Below are 18790 nucleotides of genomic sequence, written 5' to 3' on the forward strand. Positions count from 1 at the left end.
TCCTCCTCCTATGGCTCCACGCACCCCCGTCGCGAAAGCTCGCGGCGCCCTGATCGCTCTGCTCGTGCTCCTGCTCGGCATGGGCGGGCTTCTTGCCTTCGCCGTACAGGACGACCGCGCCCAGTGGGCGCCGCTGCTCGCTCTGGACCTCGAAGGTGGCACCCAGATGGTCCTCTCACCACAGGTCGAGGGGGATGCGCAGATCGACGGCGAGCAGCTGGACCAAGCGGTGGAGATCATCCGTCAGCGTGTCGACGGCTCCGGCGTCACCGAATCCGAGATCGCCACGCAGGGCGCGGAGAACGTCGTCGTGGGCATGCCCGGCGTGCCCGACGAGGAGACCCGAGAACTGATCCAGGCCTCGGCGAACATGGAGTTCCGTCCCGTGATCCAGGTGGAGCAGGATCTCGACTTCCTGCAGCAGACGCTGCTCGACGACGAGGACCTCACCGAGGAGGAGGCCGAGGCGCTCGAGGAGGAGCTCGCGGCCACCGAGGAAGAGGGTGACGACGCACCGGCCGCTCAGCCCGAGGACTTCGAGGAGCCCACGGCGGAGCCGGAGAACGGCTCGGACCCGAACTGGATCACCCCCGAGGTCGCGGCCGATTTCGCGAACTTCACCTGCAGCACCGAGATCAGCCTCGAAGAGCGCGCCGCCGCAGCCGACGACGAGCCGCTCAGCGCCTGCGATCCCAATTCTGGCGTGAAATACCTGCTGGGGCCGGTGGAGGTCCCCGGGACCAACATCGCCGATTCCAGCTTCGGGATGGAGCAGTCACCCGGTGGCGGGTCCACCGGGCGCTGGGCCGTGACCATCAACTTCGACTCCGAGGGCACGGAGTCCTTCCGCGACACCACCACCCGCCTGGTCAATCTCGAGGCTCCGCGCAACCAGTTCGCCATCATGCTCGACGGGCAGGTCATCTCTGCCCCCACCACGCAGGCAGCGATCGTCGACGGCCGCCCGCAGATCACCGGTGACTTCACCGAGGAAGAGGCGCGCGGGCTCTCCGAACAGCTGCGCTACGGCTCGCTGCCGATCAGCTTCGAGATCGAGTCTGAACAGCAGATCTCCGCCACGCTCGGCGAGGAGCAGCTGCGGCTCGGCCTGATGGCCGGCATCATCGGCCTGGTCCTGGTCGCCGGCTACGCGTTGTTCCAGTACCGCGCACTGGGCCTGGTCACCATCGCCTCGCTGGTGGTCGCCGGCGTGATGACCTGGTGGGCCATCGCCCTGCTGGGCTGGACCGACGGATACCGGCTCTCCCTCGCCGGCATCGCAGGCCTGATCGTCTCGATCGGTCTGACCGCGGACTCCTTCATCGTGTACTTCGAACGCGTCAAGGACGAGCTGCGCGAGGGGAGATCTCTGCCCGGCGCCGTCGAAGCCGGCTGGGCCCGTGCCCGACGCACCATCCTCGCGTCCAAGGCCGTGAACATCATCGCCTCCGTGGTGCTCTACCTGGTGGCCGTGGGCAACGTGCGCGGCTTCGCCTTCACCCTCGGGCTGACCGCGATCATCGACATCATCCTGGTGTTCCTCTTCACCCACCCGCTGATGCAGCTGCTCGCCCGACGGAAGTTCTTCGCCGCGGGCAAGCGGTTCTCCGGGCTCTCGGAGAAGGAGCTCGGGGTGGACGTGCTCTACCGCGGCCGAGGCCGCTTCGCCCGCAGCAGCGTGGTATCGGCAGGACCGGCAGGACCGGCGGGACCGATGACCCCGCGCGACTCCACCGCAGACCCCGGCGGTGGAGGGCTCCGGAGCAGTCCGCTGCCCAGATCGGCAGAGAGCCCCGACGACGTGCGGGAGGCCCGGATCCGGGAGCTGCCAGAGATCTCAGATCACGAATGGGGTCAGATGACCATCGCCGAGCGGCGCCGCGCACGCGCCGCCGCAGCCCGACAGCGCAGCTCCGAGACGACACCGAACGACTCAGACACGCCGGATGAGCGCCTGACCCCGCGTGAGACTGTGACATCTAGTGAGACCGAGGAGGACCGCTGATGGCTGCAGGATTCGCCAAGACCGGCAACCAGCTCTACACCGGTGAACGGTCCTACCCGTTCATCCAGCGATCAAACCTCTGGTTCCTGGTCGCCGGGATCCTGGTGCTCGCCTCGATCGCCGTGCCGTTCTTCCGCGGCGGGTTCAACCTCGGGATCGAGTTCACCGGCGGTTCGGAGTTCACGGTCTCGCAGACCGACAACACCGAGATCGCCGTCGGTGAGGACGCGGTGGCAGACATCTCCGGCCAGGAGGCCGTGGTCACCAACGTCGCGCCGAACACCGTGCGGGTGCAGACCGCCGAGCTCAGCGACACCGGGACCCTGGAGGTCGCCGAGGCGCTCCAGCAGGGCTACGGCGTCTCCGCCGAACAGGTCAGCTCCACCTTCATCGGCCCGGTCTGGGGCGAGCAGATCTCCCAACAGATGCTGCTGGGCCTGGTGATCTTCGTGGTGCTCGTCGCGCTCTACATGGCGTTCTACTTCCGGACCTGGACCATGTCCCTGGCCGCGATGCTCGGGCTGGGCTTCGTGGTGATCACCACGGTGGGCATCTACTCGCTCACCGGATTCGAGGTGACGCCCAGTGCGATCATCGGATTCCTCACGATCCTCTCCTATGCGCTCTACGACACCATGGTGGTCTTCGACAAGATCCGCGAGAACCTGGAGCCGCTGAAGGACCAGAAGGACCAGACGTTCACCGAACGGGTCAACCTGGCGGTGAACCAGACTCTGGTCCGTTCGCTGAACACCTCCGTGGTGGGCATCCTGCCGGTCGGCTCGATCCTGTTCATCGGCTCGATGCTGCTCGGGGCCGGCACGCTGCGCGACATCTCGCTTTCACTCTTCGTCGGCATCATCGTGGGCACCCTGGCCACGATCTTCATCCAGGCCCCGCTCTACGCCCGGATGCGCCGCAACGACGGCGACATCAAGGCCCACACCGAAGAGGTGCTGAGGCTCCGCGCGCTCCGCGGCGTGCACGCGGTCACCTACTCCGGCACCGCGCTGGACGAGGACGGCCGTCCGGTGAAGTTCCCGCCTCTCCCAGAGCCCGAGCCGGAGGATGAGCTGGAGGAGGAAGACGGCTACCAGGTCCTCATACAGGCCCCGCACGAGCACTGAGTCTCAACAGTGCCCAGAATGGGGCTACAATTGCCGACACGCCGTCTTCAGCATCCCGGCTCAGCCCTAGGGAAAGCAGGTCCGCACTGGTGAACGAGGAACGCCCGGCAGCAGAGGGCACCACGCGGCTCGCCGCAGCGAGCGCGGCCTCACCGCCCGTGGTCCGACGAGCGCGCGCCGTCGGAGTGGTCAGTGACGAGGCCTCTTCCTCGCCGCTGCTCGAGCCGCTCCTGCGCGCCATGCGGGCCAACGATTCGCAGCAGGACTTCCCGCTGGTGCAGCGCGCCTTCGAGGTGGCCAATCACCACCACCGGGATCAGAAGCGCAAGAGCGGTGACCCCTACATCACCCACCCGGTGGCCGTGGCCACCATCCTCGCCGAGCTCGGCCTCACCGGCTCCACCCTGGCCGCGGCGCTGCTGCATGACACGGTCGAAGACACCGAATACTCGCTGGATCAGCTGACCAAGGAGTTCGGCGAAGAGATCGCGCTGCTCGTCGACGGCGTCACCAAGCTGGACAAGCTCAAGTTCGGCGACGCCGCGCAGGCCGAGACGGTGCGCAAGATGGTCCTGGCCATGGCCAAGGACATCCGGGTGCTGATGATCAAGCTCGCCGACCGGCTGCACAACGCGCGGACCTGGCGCTACGTGGCCGCGGAGTCCAGCGCCCGCAAGGCGAAGGAGACCCTGGAGATCTTCTCCCCGCTGGCCCACCGGCTCGGGATGAACACCATCAAATGGGAGCTCGAAGACCTCTCCTTCGCCGCCCTGTACCCCAAGGTCTATGAGGAGATCGTCCGGCTGGTCGGGGATCGCACCCCGCAGCGTGAGAAGTTCCTCTCCGAGGTCCGCGAGACGATCGCCGACGACCTCAACGAGGCGTCCATCTCCGCGACCATCACGGGCCGTCCCAAGCACTACTACTCGATCTATCAGAAGATGATCGTGCGCGGCAAAGAGTTCGACGACATCCATGACCTGATGGGTGTGCGGGTGCTCGTGGACACCATCCGGGACTGCTACGCGGTCCTCGGCGCGCTGCACGCCCGCTGGAACCCGCTTCCGGGGCGGTTCAAGGACTACATCGCGATGCCGAAGTACAACATGTACCAGTCGCTGCATACCACTGTGCTCGGCCCGTCGGGCAAGCCGGTGGAGATCCAGATCCGCACCCACGAGATGCATCGCCGCGCCGAGTACGGCGTGGCCGCACACTGGAAGTACAAGCAGGACTTCTCCGCCACGGCGCCGCATTCGGCGGTCAACCAGCCCGCTGGTGGATCCCTCGCCGGGACCGCGACCCAGCAGTCCCAAGCCACCGAGGACATCGGCTGGCTGAGATCGCTGGTGGACTGGCAGTCCGAGACGAAGGATCCCGACGAGTTCCTCGATTCGCTGCGCTTCGAGATCAACGCCAAGGAAGTCTTCGTCTACACCCCCAAGGGTGAAGTCATGGCCCTGCCGGCGGGCTCCACCCCGGTGGACTTCGCCTACGCGATCCATACCGACGTCGGACACAAGACCATCGGGGCGAGGGTCAACGGCAAGCTGGTGCCGCTGAACTCCGAGCTGCAGCACGGAGACTGGGTGGAGATCTTCACCTCCAAGTCCGAGACTGCGGGTCCCAGCAATGACTGGCTGATGTTCGTCAAGAGCCCACGGGCGCGGAACAAGATCCGACACTGGTTCTCCAAGGAGCGCCGCGAGGAGTCGATCGAGCGGGGCAAGGAGAGCCTGACCAAGGCCATCCGGAAGTCCCAGCTGCCGCTGCAGAAGGTGATGAACCCCGAGGTCCTCGACACCGTCGCCAGGCAGCTGCACTACACCGAGGTCGCCGGGCTCTACGCCGGGGTGGGGGAGGAGCACGTCTCCACCCAGAACGTCATCGAACACCTCACGGCGCTCTTCGAACCCGAGGAGGAGGAGTCCGAGGAGCACGACACCACCCCGATCACCTCCCCCGGCACTCCGACCAACCAGTACTCCGACGCGGGAGTCATCGTCAAGGGCGCCGGGAACGTGCTGGTCAAGCTGGCCCGCTGCTGCACCCCGGTGCCGCCGGATGAGATCGAAGGATTCGTCACTCGAGGCCAGGGGGTCTCGGTGCACCGCGGAGACTGCCGCAACGTCCAGCAGCTGCGCGAGCAGCCCGGACGTCTGGTGGAGGTCGAGTGGGCGCCGACGAAGTCCTCGGTGTTCCTCGTCGAGATCCAGGTCGAGGCGCTGGACCGCAAGTCGCTGCTCTCGGACGTGACCCGGATCCTGGCCGAGTCCCAGGTCAACATCCTCTCCGCCAGCGTGCAGACCTCGCGGGACAGGGTGGCGATCTCCCGTTTCTCCTTCGAGATGGGGGACCCCCGCTACCTGAACCACGTGTTGAACTCCGTGCGCCGCATCGACGGCGTCTATGACGTCTACCGCACCGTGGGCAAGCGCCGGGAACACTGACCCTGGGGCTGGCGGGCATTCGTCGAGAGTCGTTCACCCGCTGAACACCCGGGCGGCGAGCAGCCCTTCGATCCGGTCCCGGCGTCTGCGTGAGCCATCATCTCTTCCGTCGTGGTGCCCACCGAGCTGAGCCTGGATCTGCTGGAGAAGAGCGGCCGGCTGAATCTGCTTCGGGTTCGCGACGCAGAGCCGCCGGATCGCCGCCCACCGCTGCGCGCACCCGTCATTGCTGCCTGCGCCGGTGGTGGGAGCTGGGCCTGGGTTGGAAGCCGCGGCAGGTCTGGACGCTGCGCGCGGCGCATCCAGGGCTCGGCGGCTCTGCACGGTGCCGACGCCCAGAAAGATGTCGGCGGCGGTGCGCAGCGGCGTGGTGACCGGCACCCCCTGCAGCTCGAGCTGGTCATCGGGCGAGAGCGGCACCTGGTGGACCTGCCAGGGGATCGGACCAGCCGTGCGGCGCCGATACACCCCGGCGGTGATCACGGTGATCCGTGAGGGTGCCGTCCCGGCGCCCAGATGCACCCATGCGGCGGATTCCCCGCAGAGCACCGCGTGGGCGCGCAGTGAACCGCTGAGCAGCGCCCGGCAGGCCAGGGCTCTCAGCCTCGGAGCGTCCGGCAGTGCGGTGCAGGCGTAGAGGTCGCCCAGCAGCGGACGCACGGCGCCTTCAAGGACCATGGCGTGGAGTTCGGCGGCGGAGAACCCTGATCCGGGGCGGTAGAGGCCCTGGGGAAGACTCTGGACTGTGTCGGTGCGCATGCTCACAGCCTCCCCGAAGGCACGGCCGGGCGCACCGGTCTATACCCAGTTGTGGAGGAGCCCCGCGATTCGGTCCGGGGTAGGCACAGGCTGTGGAGAGCGTCGCCGGCTGGCAGGGCGCTGTCAGGGTGCGGAGACCGGTGTTCCGGGTTCCCGTCCCCAGGACTGACGCAGGTCCAGGGCGTGGGTGAGGATCTCCACGGCCGCGGCCTGGTCGATACGAGTCCGCTGATCCTTCGAGGCCACACCGGAGGCGCGCATCTTGGTCGCGGCGGAGACCGTGGAGAGCCGCTCATCGATGAGATAGACCTCGGTCGGCAGCTCGGCGGCCTGGATCATCCCGGCGAGCTGACCGGCGTAGTCGCGTGCCTTCTGCGTGGAGAGGGTCTCGCCGCCGGAGAGCGAGAGCGGCAGCCCGACGTAGACGGCACGGGCCTGTCGGTCCTTGATGATGGTGATCAGCATGGTCAGATCCGAGGCCCGGTTGGGGTCACGGCGCAGCGTCATCACCGGGGTGGCGATCAGCGCGTCGGGATCTGAGGAGGCCAGCCCGACGCGGGCGTCGCCGACGTCGATGCCCAGCCGCACCCCGGCCCTTGCTGTCGGGCGGGGGGCGCTGGCCGAAGAATCTCGTTCTGGCTGCTCAGTCACGCTGGCCCACCGCCGAGGTGACTTCCTGCAGTGCTGTGGGGATCTTGGAGGCATCCTGGCCGCCGCCCTGGGCGAGGTCGGCCTTGCCGCCGCCTCCGCCGCCGAGCACCGCGCAGGCGCGCTTGACCAGGTCACCGGCAGAGACTCCCTGTTCGCGGGCGGCCTCGGTGGTCGCCACCACGATCACCGGTCGGCCCTTGGCCTCACCGGCCACCGCAACGGCGGCCGCGCGGGAGCCGAAGCGTCCGCGCAGGTCCAGCGCGAGGGCACGCAGATCATCGGCGCCGGCCACGGCGCCGGCGTTGTGCGCGAGCACATCGACACCACCGGCGTCCACGGCCTGGGACAGCAGCTCGCCGGCCTTGGCCCGCAGCTGCGCGCTGCGCAGCTTCTCCAGCTCGCGCTCCACGTCCTTGAGCTTGGCCAGGGTCGCGGCGATGCGGTCGGGAACCTGGTCCGCCGGGACCTTGAGCATCTCGGTGAGCTGGTTGACCAGGGTCCGCTCGGCGGCGAAGTGGTGGAACGCGTCGAGCCCGACCAGCGCCTCGACGCGTCGGTTGCCCGCGCCCACGGAGGCCTCGGACATCAATGCGAGGGTGCCGATCTCGGCGGTGGCGTCGACGTGGGTGCCGCCGCAGAGCTCACGGGACCACGCCCCATTGATCTCGACCATGCGGACCTCATTGCCGTACTTCTCGCCGAAGAGCATCATCGCGCCCAGGGCCTGCGCCTCCTCCAGCGAGGTGACGCGGGTCAGGACCTCGTAGTTGTCCCGGATGGCGAGGTTGGCGGCGGCCTCGAGCTCCTGTCGGGCGGCGCCGCTCATCGCGGCCTCGGAGGTGAAGTCGAAGCGCAGGTAGCCTTCCTTGTTGAAGGAGCCGGCCTGCACTGCCTCGGGCCCCAGCACGTCGTGCAGCGCGGCGTGGATCAGGTGGGTGCCGGTGTGTGCCTTCTCCGCGTCCAGCCGGCGGCGCACATCGATGGCGCCCAGCGCCTCGGCGCCGGCGGGCACCTCCCCGGAGAGGACCCTGGCGCGGTGCACCGAGAGGCCTCTGATCGGGGACTGCACGTCGATGACCTCGAGCTCGAAGCCGTCACCGGTGATCCGCCCCGTGTCGGGGGCCTGACCGCCGGCCTCGGCGTAGAAGGGGGTGGCGTCGAGGACCAGCTCGATGTCCTCTCCCGCGGAGGCGCTCTTCCGCGCCTCACCGCCCACCAGCAGTCCGCGGATCCGGGACTCCGTGGTGTGTTCTGTGTATCCGGTGAAGTGGGTGGGGGAGTCGGCGCGCAGCTCCTGGTAGACCTGGGTGTCGGCGTGCCCGGACTTCTTGCCCTTGGCGTCGGCCCGGGCGCGCTCGCGCTGCTCGGTCATGAGTTCGCGGAAGCGGGTCTCGTCGACCCCGACCCCGGCCTCGGCGGCCATCTCCAGGGTCAGGTCGATGGGGAAGCCGTAGGTGTCGTGCAGCGCGAAGGCGTCGGCGCCGGTGACGGCTGCGCCGGCGGTCTGCGCGGTGCTCACGGCGGAGTGCAGCTTGGCGGTGCCGGCGGAGATGGTGCGCAGGAAGGCCTGCTCCTCCTTGACCGCGGTCTGGTGGATCTTCTCGAAGCCGGTCTCGACCTCGGGGTAGACGCCCTTCATCGCGTCCTTGGAGACGCCGACCAGTTCACCGAAGACCGGCTGCTCCACTCCCATGAGCCGCATCGCGAGGATCACCCGGCGGATCAGGCGGCGCAGCACGAAGCCGCCGCCTTCATTGGAGGGGCGGACCCCGTCGGAGATGAGCATGAGCGAGCTGCGCACATGGTCGGCGATCATTCGCAGCCGCACATCGTTGGCGTGGTGCGGGTCGGCGGGATCCTCGGTGGAGGTGTACTCGATGTCGGCGAGCTCCGCGGCGCGGTCGAGCACCGGGCGGACCTGGTCGGTCTCGTACATGTTCTCCACGCCCTGGAGCACCATCGCGAGGCGCTCGAGGCCCAGGCCGGTATCGATGCTCTTGTTCTGCAGCGGGCCGGCCACCTCGAACTCGGTCTTCGAGTGCACGGCGGAGAGCCGGTACTGCATGAAGACCAGGTTCCAGATCTCCACGTAGCGGGTCTCATCGGCCGCTGGGCCGCCCTCGACGCCGTAGGCGGGGCCGCGGTCGTAGTAGATCTCAGAACAGGGGCCGCCGGGGCCGGGCTGGCCGGTGTTCCAGTAGTTGTCCTCGGGGCCGAAGCGCTGGATCCGGGCCTCGGGGACTCCGACCTGGTCGCGCCAGATGGCGTAGGCCTCGTCGTCGTCCTGGTAGACGGTGACCCAGAGCCGCTCGGGATCGAGCCCGTAGCCGCGCACGCCCGTCACCGGGTCGGCCTCCCGGGGGTGGGTCAGCAGCTCCCAGGCCATCGGGATGGCGGTCTCTTTGAAGTAGTCGCCGAAGGAGAAGTTGCCGCACATCTGGAAGAAGGTGCCATGGCGGGCGGTCTTGCCGACCTCTTCGATGTCGGCGGTGCGGATGCACTTCTGCACGGAGACGGCACGTGCGTAAGGGGGCTTCTCGGTGCCCATGAAGTACGGGATGAAAGGCACCATCCCGGCGATGGTGAACAGCACCGAGGGATCCGGGGAGATCAGTGATGCTGAGGGGACGCGCTCATGCCCCTTGGCGGCGAAGTAGTCGTACCACGTCCGGGCGATGTCCTCGGTCTTCATGAGTTTCTCGGGTCCTCCTGCTGATGGTCGCTGCGAGTCGGCCGTCGAAGTCTCATGTCTGTGACTTCGCCGGATCTGCGCCGGGACCAGCTTAGTGGAAACACAGAGCCCGCTGCGGCCTCCGGTGGGGGAGGGCAACGGGCTCTGTGGGTTTCAGAACGGTGTTCTGAGTGATCGTCTTCAGATCAGCGTGCGTAGAACTCGACCACGAGCTGCTCTTCGCAGGTGACCGGAACCTCTTCGCGCTTGGGCTTGCGGGACAGAGTCGCCTGAAGCTTCTCGATCTCGACGGTGAGGTAGCCGGGAACTGTGGGCAGCGCATCCTGGTGGGTGCCTGCGGCGGCCACCTGGAAGGGCTCGAAGACCTCGGAGCGCTCGTGCACGTGGATCATCTGGCCGGGCTTCACGCGGAAGGACGGGCGGTCCACGCGCTTGCCGTTGACCATGATGTGGCGGTGCACCACGAACTGGCGAGCCTGGGCGATGGTGCGGGCGAAGCCCGAACGCAGAACCAGGGCGTCAAGCCGGGACTCGAGCAGCTCGACCAGGTTCTCACCGGTCAGGCCCTCGTGCATGCGCTTGGCCTCTTCGTAGTAGCGCAGCATCTGAGCTTCGCGGATGCCGTACTGCGCGCGGAGACGCTGCTTCTCCTTCAGACGCACCGCGTAGTCGGAATCGGTGCGACGCCGGGTCCGGCCGTGCTGGCCGGGGCCGTAGGGGCGGCGATCCAGGTACTTCTGGGCCTTGGGGGTCAGCGCGATGCCAAGGGCACGCGATGCTTTCACAGTACGACGACTGCGCAATGGTGATGTGGGCATTGACTGCCTTCCTGTCTTGTCGGCGAATGATGTTTATTCCTGACCGCGACAAACGATCAGGTACCTGGCCTCCGCGATCCGTGGTTCGGAGAGTGTGAGCCGCCGAAGGCTCACTGCACTGCGACATCGCACCGGCACACGCGGACCCCATCAGAGTTCTGCGGGGAGCCTGTGTGCAGGGATCTTCTTCAGAGGTGCGAAGCCTGCCAGACAGCACAACAGCCTAGCACCGGGGATGACAGAACCCCAATCATCACGGGGATGATCGGGGTTCTGGGAGGGTGTATCAGCCTTCGCCGGAGCTAGCCGCGCAGCGCCTTGCGGTCGGGGCGGGTGCGGTAGGGGTCGACGCCCTTGGGGATCGGCGGCCGGGAGATCGGCAGTGCGGTGAGCCGGCGGTCCACCGCGTTGACCTCGTGCTTGGTGAGCTTCTTGTCGAGCTTCTTGATCGTCTTGGCCAGCTTCTGCAGCGGGACCTGCTGGTCCCCGCGTCCGGACTGGATGATGTGGATCGGCACGCCGGTGTCCCGAAGGATCGGGCTGAATCGCTTGCGGGTCTTCTCGACCAGCTTGTTCACCCGGCCGGCGGGTCCCTCGGTGACGAGCACCAGGCCTGGCTTGCCGAGCACCCGGAAGATCGCGTCCTGCGTCTTCGGGTCCATCGCGACCGGCTCCTCGGTGACGATCCAGCCGCGCTTGAGCGTGCTCAGCGCGGCGGCGGCGGCACCCGGACGGCCCTCGATGCGGGAGAAGGCTGCCTTCTCGGCTCGTCGGTTCATCACGATCATCGCGGCCAGCAGGCCGAAGGGCAGACCGATCAGCAGACCGGTGACCCAGTTCATCAGCAGGGTGAAGAGGAGGAAGAACACGCCGAGGGTGGCGAAGAAGGCCAATGCCATCCACCACCCGATGTTCGGGTCATAGGAGCGGGTCATGGTGAAGACCTGCTTGATCCGCGCGAAGAAGCCTTCCTGCTTATTGGCCTTCTTGCGGGCCTTGCGGTCCCGCTGTTCAGCCTTCTGCTCGGCCTTGAGGTTCTTGAGCGCGGCCTTTGCCTCTGCCTTGGAGGAAGCCTTGGGAGGTGTGGAGTCTGCTGGTGCCATAGTGATCTCAGTCTACCGCAGGCTCAGTAGCCTGCGGCGACCAGCGTGGCGGCCTCCTGCTTGGTCGCCCCGGAAGGTTCGATGTGTGCCAGTGCGGCGGGAATCTCCAAGCCCTTCTTCTGCATCGCCTTGGCCCAGAGGGACCCGGCGCGGTAGGAGGAGCGCACCAGCGGCCCCGACATCACACCCAGGAATCCGATCTCTTCGGCCTCCTGGGAGATGTCCAGGAACTCCTGGGGCTTGACCCAGCGATCCACCGGGAGGTGCCGAGGGGTGGGCCGCAGGTACTGGGTGATGGTGAGCAGGTCACAGCCGGCGTCGTGGAGGTCGCGCAGAGCTTCGGAGACCTCCTCACGGGTCTCGCCCATGCCCAGGATCAGGTTGGACTTGGTGATCATGCCGTGGCCGCGTCCCTGGGTGAGCACGTCCAGGGAACGTTCGTAGCGGAACGCCGGGCGGATCCGGCGGAAGATCCGCGGAACCGTCTCGACGTTGTGCGCGAACACCTCCGGGGAGGACTCGCAGATGGCGGCGATGTTCTCCTCGCGTCCGGAGAAGTCGGGAATCAGGATCTCCACTCCGGTGCCGGGGTTGAGCTCGTGGATCTTCCGGATGGTCTCGGCGTAGAGCCACACGCCCTCATCGGGGAGGTCATCGCGGGCGACGCCGGTGACGGTCGCGTAGCGCAGCTGCATCTCATTCACCGACTGGGCCACCTGCAGCGGCTCGGACTCGTCCACGGCGCCGGGGCGGCCGGTGTCGATCTCGCAGAAGTCGCAGCGTCGGGTGCAGGCGGAGCCGCCGATGAGGAAGGTGGCCTCGCGGTCCTCCCAGCATTCGAAGATGTTGGGACACCCTGCTTCCTCGCAGACGGTGTTCAGGCCCTTCTCTCCGACCCGCTTCTTCATCTCGGTGAACTCGGTGCCGATCTTGACCTTGGTGCGCATCCACTCGGGCTTGCGCTCCACGGGGATCGAGGCGTTGCGTGCTTCGACGCGCAGCATGCGTCGGCCTTCAGGTGCCACAGTCACTGTGGTGCTCCTTCTGTAGTTCGGGACATCTCACAGGTGCCCTGGTCTGCGCCGTGGCCGGTGGTTCCGGCAAGGGCGGGCGCGTCGTCGTCGTGGCGGTGCAGCAGCGGAGGCAGCGCGCGGCGCAGCTCCTCGGTGACCCGGTCGGCCACCTGTTCGGGGGTGACCTCGTAGCCCAGCTCGGCGCTGATGCTGGTGGTCTTCGCGTCGGTGATCCCGCAGGCGATGATGTTCTCGAAGGGCGCGAGGTCGTTTGAGCAGTTCAGGGCGAACCCGTGCATGGTGACCGAGCGGTGCACGCGCAGACCGATGGCGGCGATCTTCCGGTCGGGGCCGTCTGAGGTGATCCAGACCCCGGAGCGTCCGGGCACCTGGGTGCCGGTGATGCCGAAGTCCGTTGCGAGGATCCTGATCAGCGTCTTCTCCAGCACGCAGACATAGTCCTTGACCAGGGATCGATCGCGCAGGTGCAGGATCGGGTAGCCGACGAGCTGGCCGCGGCCGTGCCAGGTGATCTTGCCGCCGCGATCCACATCCACCACCGGGGTGCCGTCTCCAGGGAGGTCCGCAGGTTCGGTGCGACGGCCGGCCGTGTAGACGTCGGCGTGCTCGAGCAGCAACACGGTGGAGGGCGCCGAGCCCTGCTGCACCGCGGTGTGCAGCCGCCGCTGGAGACTGAGCGTCTCGGAGTAGTCGAGGAGCTGCGGGTCGAACCCCAGCTTCGTGAATGAGAGCTCCATGACACCAGCCTAAACCGATCGGGCCGCGCTGCGGGAACTGCGGCCGCAGATGACCTGTGGATAACCCATGGGCGGGGTCTGCGGGCGGTCAGAATGGGTGTCATGGACGGTGACATCACCCGGGGCACCACCCGGGGCATCACGGGGCCCGCCCCTGATCGGGCCGAGCCGCTGGAGCGGTTCGCGCGCGGCTTCGACGCTTCGGGGACCGGAGGCTGGGACCCTCCGGCGGCCCGAGGCATCACGGTGGAACGGCTGCTCGGGGTGGGCAGCAGCGCCCTGGTCTGGCTGGTGTGGTGGGATTCTCCCGCGGAACCCGACTGGCAGCTCGTCGACGGCTTCCCGCCGGCGGCCTTCGCCCTGAAGGTCCCCCGCGCGCATGCAGCCGGGCGTCCGCCCCTGCACACTGTCGCGGCCGAGCTTCAGGCGCTGGACATGCTGCGTCATGGTCATCTGGTCCGCGCCTATGGAGCCCTGGAGACCTCCCAGGGGCTCGGGCTGATGCTCGAGCCCTACAGCGCCGGATCACTCGCCGGGCTGCTGGGCAGCGTCGGCAGTGTCAGCCTCGGAGAGGTCGTCACCGTGCTGACTCCCATCGCGACCGCCCTGGGGGCGCTGCATCAGGGCGGAGTCGCCCATGGGGACGTCTCACCGGGGAACATTCTGCTGGCCGCCGACGGCAAGCCTGCGCTGGGTGATCTCGCAGACGCCGTGATCCTCGGGACGCCGCGCTCCGACACCGGGACTCCGGGGTTCGCCGCCCCAGAACGAGAGTTGGAGGGTCGACTGCCTCAGGGCGCGGATTCGGCTACGCGGCGAGAAGCCCGCGCTGGGCTGGCCCCGGAGGCCGACGTGTATTCCCTTGCTGCCGTCGCATGGTTCGCGCTGACCGGGTCGGTGCCCGCTCGGGGCCGTGGGCGGGCACCGCTGCGGAGTCTGCGCCCGGAGCTGCCTGAGTCCATCACGCTGCTGCTGGAGTCGGCACTCCACGGCGATCCGCGGCTGCGCCCGAGTGCGGAGGACTTCGCGGTCGAGCTCTTTCGCTGCGCAGCACCTGCCGCCCTGGACCTGTCACCGCATGTGCACGAAGAGGTGGTGCCCGAGCTGCCCACCCTGCACGGCTCCGACACCGGCCGCCGGCGCTGGGCGCCCAGGTTCGGAGCGGTCGCTCTGGCGGCCCTGGTGTTCGCCGGGCTCTGGCTCTCGGCGGGCATCTTGACCCCCACCCCGACGACGACGCCCGCCCCGGCCTCGCTGACCGCGCAGCCCGCTCAGGAGCAGAGCGACGAGAGCGGGTCCGAGGACTCCCTTCCGGAGGACCCGCGCCCCTGGCAGCTGCTGCACCACCGGGACCCGGTGCAGGCTGCGGAGGGCCTCGCGGCCCTGCGGACCCAGGCGCTGCGCGAGGTCTCGCGGGAGCAGGTGCAGCGCTACACCGCAGCAGAGAGCCCGGCCCGAACGGCTGAGCTGGCACTCATCGAGGGTTTCACCGAGCGCGGGCTGACCTACCAGGGCGCGCCGCTGGAGATCAGCGTCAGCGAGGAGCGGGACCCAAGCGGATCCGATCGGCAGGTCCAGGGCCTCGACCGGCAGACACAGCGGGTCGCCGAGCTGCGCGCCTCGGTGACGGCCACAGGGCTGGAGACCGGCGCTCCGGAATCCCAGGAGGTGGTGCTGGTGCTGCACCGGCAGGACGGGAAGTGGCTGCTGCACGCCGTTCGTGAGCTCAGCTCCGCCGGAGGATGACGCTGCCACCGAGGACGATGTGGCATCGGTGGCGGAACCGGGCCAGACGCAGAACAGGGCCCGTCCGAATGGACGAACCCTGTTCTGCGTAGCGAGGTTCGAGGCGGCCGAGCCGCCCGGCTCAGGCTCCTGAGAGTCCTCGCCTGAGCGTCTGCCGGTCTCTAGAGTCCCAGCTGAGCTTCGAAGTTGCCTTCTTCCAGGCGAGCCTTCAGCGTCTGCATGAAGCGACCGGCGTCTGCTCCGTCGACCAGGCGGTGATCGTAGGTCAGCGAGAGGTACATCATGTGCCGGATGCCGATGGACTCGTTGCCGTCGGCGTCGGTGACGACCATCGGGCGCTTCACGATCGTTCCGGTGCCCAGGATGGCGACCTGCGGCTGGTTGATGATCGGCGTGTCGAACAGGGCCCCGACGGAACCGAAGTTCGTGATCGTGAAGGTGCCTCCGGAGAGTTCACCCGGGCCGATCTTGGACTGACGGGTCCGCTCGGCCACATCGGCGATCTTCTTGGACAGTCCGGCGATGCTGAGATCTCCGGCGTCGTTGATCACCGGCACCAGCAGGCCCTTATCGGTGTCGACCGCCAGGGCCAGGTGCTCGCTGTCGTGGTAGGTGATCTGCTGGTTGGCCTCGTCGTATTCGGCGTTGAGCTTCGGGTGCTGCTTGAGCGCCTCGGTGACTGCGGTGCCGATGAAGGGCAGGTAGGTGAGGTTCACACCGTTCTGCGCCTTGAAGGAGGCCTTCGCCTTGGCGCGCAGGTTCACGATGCGGGTCATGTCGACCTCGTGGACCTGGGTCAGCTGCGCGGAGATGTCCAGCGACTCGTTCATCCGCTGGGCGATCACCTGGCGGATCCGCGGTGCCTTCTCGGAGGAGCCGCGCTTGCTGGTGTCCACCTCGACCTTGGGTGCAGACTTCGCGGTCGCGGGAGCCTCGGCAGGGGCTTCAGACTGAGCCTGGGACTTGCTCGCCTCGGCGGCGTCGACCACGTCCTGCTTGCGGATGCGCCCACCGACCCCGGTGCCCTTGACATCGGCCAGGTCCACGCCCTCGTTCTTGGCCAGGCGGCGCACCAGCGGGGTCACGTAACCCTCGGCGGAGGAGTCCGAGGACTCTGCCTTCGGCTCAGACTTCGACTCGGTCTTCGGCTCGCTCTTCGGCTCGCTCTCAGCCGGGGCGTCCTTCGCGGCGCGCTCCTGGGGAGCGGGCTCCTGCTCCGGCTCGGACTGCTCGGGTTCAGCCTGCTTCGGCGTCGATTCCTCGGTGGCCGGCTCGGCTGCCTTCTCCTCCGCCTCAGCGTCCTGCTCCTGCTCGGCGTCGGCGGATGATCCGCCTGAGCCTGAGCCTGAGCCTGAGCCTGAGCCGATGAGGGCGAGCACGGCGCCGACCTCGATGGTCTCGTCCTCGGAGACCTTGATCTCCTGGATGGTGCCTGCCACGGGGGAGGGGACCTCGGTGTCGACCTTGTCGGTGGAGACCTCCAGCAGCGGCTGATCGACCTCCACGGTGTCGCCGACCTCGACGAGCCAGCGGGTCACGGTGCCCTCGGTGACGGACTCGCCGAGAGCCGGAAGAGTGATCTCCTGGGTCTCGCCGCCGTCGGAGGACTCTGAAGAGGAGTCCGAAGAGCTCTCCTCGGAGGTGTTCTCCTGCGCGGCCTGCTCGGTGGCCTCGGGCTGCGCGGCCTCTGTCGCGGCATCCTCTGCCTCTTCGGCCTCGGACCCGGACCCTCCGTCGCCCGAGGGCTCAGGCTCGGACTGCTCAGGCTCGGCGGACTCCTCGGCGGAGTCGTCCGAGGAGCCGGAGTCGCCGGAGCCGGACCCGTCACCGATCCTGACCAGCGGGGCACCCACTTCGATGGTCTCGTCCTCGGCGACGAGGAGCTCCTCGATGGTGCCGGCGGCCGGGGAGGGGACCTCGGTGTCGACCTTGTCGGTGGAGACCTCCAGCAGCGGCTGGTCGACCTCGACGGTGTCACCGACCTCGACGAGCCAGCGGGTCACGGTGCCCTCGGTGACTGACTCACCCAGGGCTGGAAGGTTAACGGTTTCAGACATGGTGTCCGACTCCTACTCTCAAAATTCGACACAGCCTCACGGCTGGAACATTTATCTCTACGGGCAGTTCTGGAAGGGCTCCCGGGCGTCCGGGAGACGCGGGTCAGCCGTGCAGCGGGTGGCCGAACAGCGCCATCGCAGCCTCGCCCATGGCTTCGTTCTGCGTGGGGTGTGCGTGGAGCAGGGTAGCGACGTCCTCCGGGTAGGCCTCCCAGTTCACGATCAGCTGGGCCTCGCCCACCTGCTCGCCGATCCGGGTGCCGATGCCGTGGACTCCCACGATCGGGCCGCCCTTGACGCCGACCATCTTGATCAGGCCGCCGGTGCCCAGGATGGAGGACTTGCCGTTGCCCGCGAGGTTGTACTCGGTGATCTCGATCTGGTCCTTGCCGTACTTCTCCTCGGCGGCGGGCTGGGTGTAGCCCACGGACATGATCTCCGGCTCGCAGTAGGTCACCTTGGGGATGTTGATGTCCTCGACGATCACGGGGTTGTTGCCGGCGATCTCCTCGGCGACGAAGATGCCCTGCTGGTAGCCGCGGTGCGCCAGCTGAAGACCCGGGACGATGTCGCCGATCGCGTAGATGTTGCCGACTCCGGTGTGCAGCCGCTCGTCGGTGATGACGAAGCCGCGGTCCAGGGTGATGCCGGCGTCCTCGAAGCCGAAGCCCTCGGTGACGGGTCCGCGACCCACGGCGACCAGGCAGATCTCGGCCTCGAAGGTCTTGCCGCCTTCCAGGGTGACCTTGACGCCGTCGTCGGTCTCTTTGACCTCGTTGAAGAAGGTGCCGGTGTTGAACGTGATGCCGCGCTTCTTGAAGGTCCGCTCGAGCTGCTTGACGATCGCCGGGTCCTCATTGGGCACCAGCGAGGGCAGACCCTCGATGATGGTGACCTCGGTGCCGAAGGAGGTCCAGGCGGAGGCGAACTCGCAGCCGATCACGCCGCCGCCGAGCACGATCGCCGACTTCGGGGTGTAGTCCAGCTCGAGGGCCTCGGTGGAGGTGATGATCTTCTTGCTCAGCGGCAGACCGAAGGTCTTCGAGGTCGAGCCGGTGGCCAGCACGATGTTCTTGCCGGTGTAGCGGGTGCCGTCGACCTCGATCTCGTTCTCCGAGACCAGCTTGCCCTCACCGGAGATCACGGTGACCTTGCGCATCTTCAGCAGTCCGGTCAGACCCTTGTACTTGCCGGCGACGATGCCGTCCTTGTACTCGCGGACCTTGGCCATGTCCACGCCTTCGAAGTTCATCTTCACGCCGTACTTCTCAGAGGTCCGCGCCTCATCGGCGAGCTCGGCGGAGTGCAGGTACGCCTTGGTCGGGATGCAGCCCCAGTGCAGGCAGGTGCCGCCGAGCTTGTCCTTCTCGATGAGGCCCACGGTGAGTCCGTGCTGGACTGAGCGAAGCGCAGCGGCATAGCCTGCGCTGCCCCCTCCGAGGACGAGTACGTCGAATTCCTGAGGCTGGTCGGCCACGGTCATTGCTCCCTTGCATTGAGTGAGACGTGAAGATCATTGTTCGGTCTGAGAGAGGCCCTCGGCGGGCGATCAGGCCCGCCCAGGAGCCTCTCCCAGGTGTTCACTGCGTTCAGCCTATCGCTTGTGCGCAG

At 67.7% G+C, this 18790-nt stretch carries 13 protein-coding genes; 4 read left to right on the plus strand and 9 right to left on the minus strand.

Features of this window, described 5'->3' with window-relative positions; genetic code table 11:
- Positions 1–10 precede the first annotated feature (10 nt).
- The 3 genes from secD (at position 11) to LTH93_RS11755 (ending at position 5582) form a co-directional block, all read left to right on the plus strand.
- Positions 11–2005: a protein translocase subunit SecD gene (secD, locus tag LTH93_RS11745; RefSeq protein WP_241471046.1), complete on the plus strand. Its 1995-nt coding sequence runs from the start codon at positions 11–13 to the stop codon at positions 2003–2005.
- Positions 2005–3132 (plus strand): protein translocase subunit SecF, encoded by a 1128-nt coding sequence (gene secF / locus LTH93_RS11750; RefSeq protein WP_241471047.1) that lies wholly within the window; start codon positions 2005–2007, stop codon positions 3130–3132. Before secD ends, secF begins: the two co-directional genes overlap by 1 nt.
- Positions 3133–3290: 158 nt before the next feature.
- Positions 3291–5582 (plus strand): RelA/SpoT family protein, encoded by a 2292-nt coding sequence (locus LTH93_RS11755; protein WP_241471086.1) that lies wholly within the window; start codon positions 3291–3293, stop codon positions 5580–5582.
- Positions 5583–5615: 33 nt separating this feature from the next.
- On the opposite strand, the gene LTH93_RS11760 is transcribed toward LTH93_RS11755, so the two are convergent.
- The 7 genes from LTH93_RS11760 to lipB form a co-directional block, all read right to left on the minus strand.
- Positions 5616–6341 (minus strand): hypothetical protein, encoded by a 726-nt coding sequence (locus LTH93_RS11760; RefSeq protein ID WP_241471048.1) that lies wholly within the window; start codon positions 6339–6341, stop codon positions 5616–5618.
- Positions 6342–6464: 123 nt separating this feature from the next.
- The gene (gene ruvX, locus LTH93_RS11765; protein WP_241464806.1) at positions 6465–6992 is read right to left on the minus strand and encodes a Holliday junction resolvase RuvX; all 528 of its coding nucleotides are present in this window, start codon (positions 6990–6992) and stop codon (positions 6465–6467) included.
- Positions 6985–9684, minus strand: coding sequence for an alanine--tRNA ligase (gene alaS, locus LTH93_RS11770; protein WP_241471049.1), 2700 nt, complete (start codon positions 9682–9684; stop codon positions 6985–6987). Before alaS ends, ruvX begins: the two co-directional genes overlap by 8 nt.
- 185 nt (positions 9685–9869) lie before the next feature.
- A complete protein-coding gene (gene rpsD, locus LTH93_RS11775; RefSeq protein WP_133726351.1) occupies positions 9870–10502 on the minus strand; it encodes a 30S ribosomal protein S4 in 633 nt (210 codons plus the stop codon).
- Positions 10503–10804: 302 nt separating this feature from the next.
- Complete coding sequence (locus tag LTH93_RS11780) at positions 10805–11605, minus strand: DUF4191 domain-containing protein (protein ID WP_241464804.1); 801 nt, start codon at positions 11603–11605, stop codon at positions 10805–10807.
- Positions 11606–11628: 23 nt separating this feature from the next.
- A complete protein-coding gene (gene lipA / locus LTH93_RS11785; RefSeq protein WP_241471050.1) occupies positions 11629–12636 on the minus strand; it encodes a lipoyl synthase in 1008 nt (335 codons plus the stop codon).
- Positions 12633–13376, minus strand: a complete 744-nt coding sequence (gene lipB / locus LTH93_RS11790; RefSeq protein ID WP_241471051.1) for a lipoyl(octanoyl) transferase LipB — start codon at positions 13374–13376, stop codon at positions 12633–12635. The genes lipA and lipB overlap by 4 nt, the downstream gene beginning before the upstream one ends.
- 102 nt (positions 13377–13478) lie before the next feature.
- Here lipB and LTH93_RS11795 point away from each other — a divergent pair, with 102 nt between their 5' ends.
- Positions 13479–15122 carry a protein kinase domain-containing protein gene (locus LTH93_RS11795; protein WP_241471052.1) on the plus strand — a complete coding sequence of 548 codons (1644 nt, stop codon included), beginning with the start codon at positions 13479–13481 and terminating at the stop codon, positions 15120–15122.
- A gap of 161 nt (positions 15123–15283) precedes the next feature.
- Here the strand turns inward: LTH93_RS11795 and sucB are convergent, their stop codons facing one another.
- Complete coding sequence (sucB, locus tag LTH93_RS11800; RefSeq protein ID WP_241471053.1) at positions 15284–17179, minus strand: 2-oxoglutarate dehydrogenase, E2 component, dihydrolipoamide succinyltransferase; 1896 nt, start codon at positions 17177–17179, stop codon at positions 15284–15286.
- A gap of 103 nt (positions 17180–17282) precedes the next feature.
- Positions 17283–18656, minus strand: coding sequence for a dihydrolipoyl dehydrogenase (lpdA, locus tag LTH93_RS11805; RefSeq protein ID WP_241464799.1), 1374 nt, complete (start codon positions 18654–18656; stop codon positions 17283–17285).
- Positions 18657–18790: the final 134 nt, after the last annotated feature.

Origin of the sequence: Nesterenkonia sp. DZ6 (assembly GCF_022565835.1) — a bacterium.
In the GTDB taxonomy this organism is placed as follows: Bacteria; Actinomycetota; Actinomycetes; order Actinomycetales; family Micrococcaceae; genus Nesterenkonia.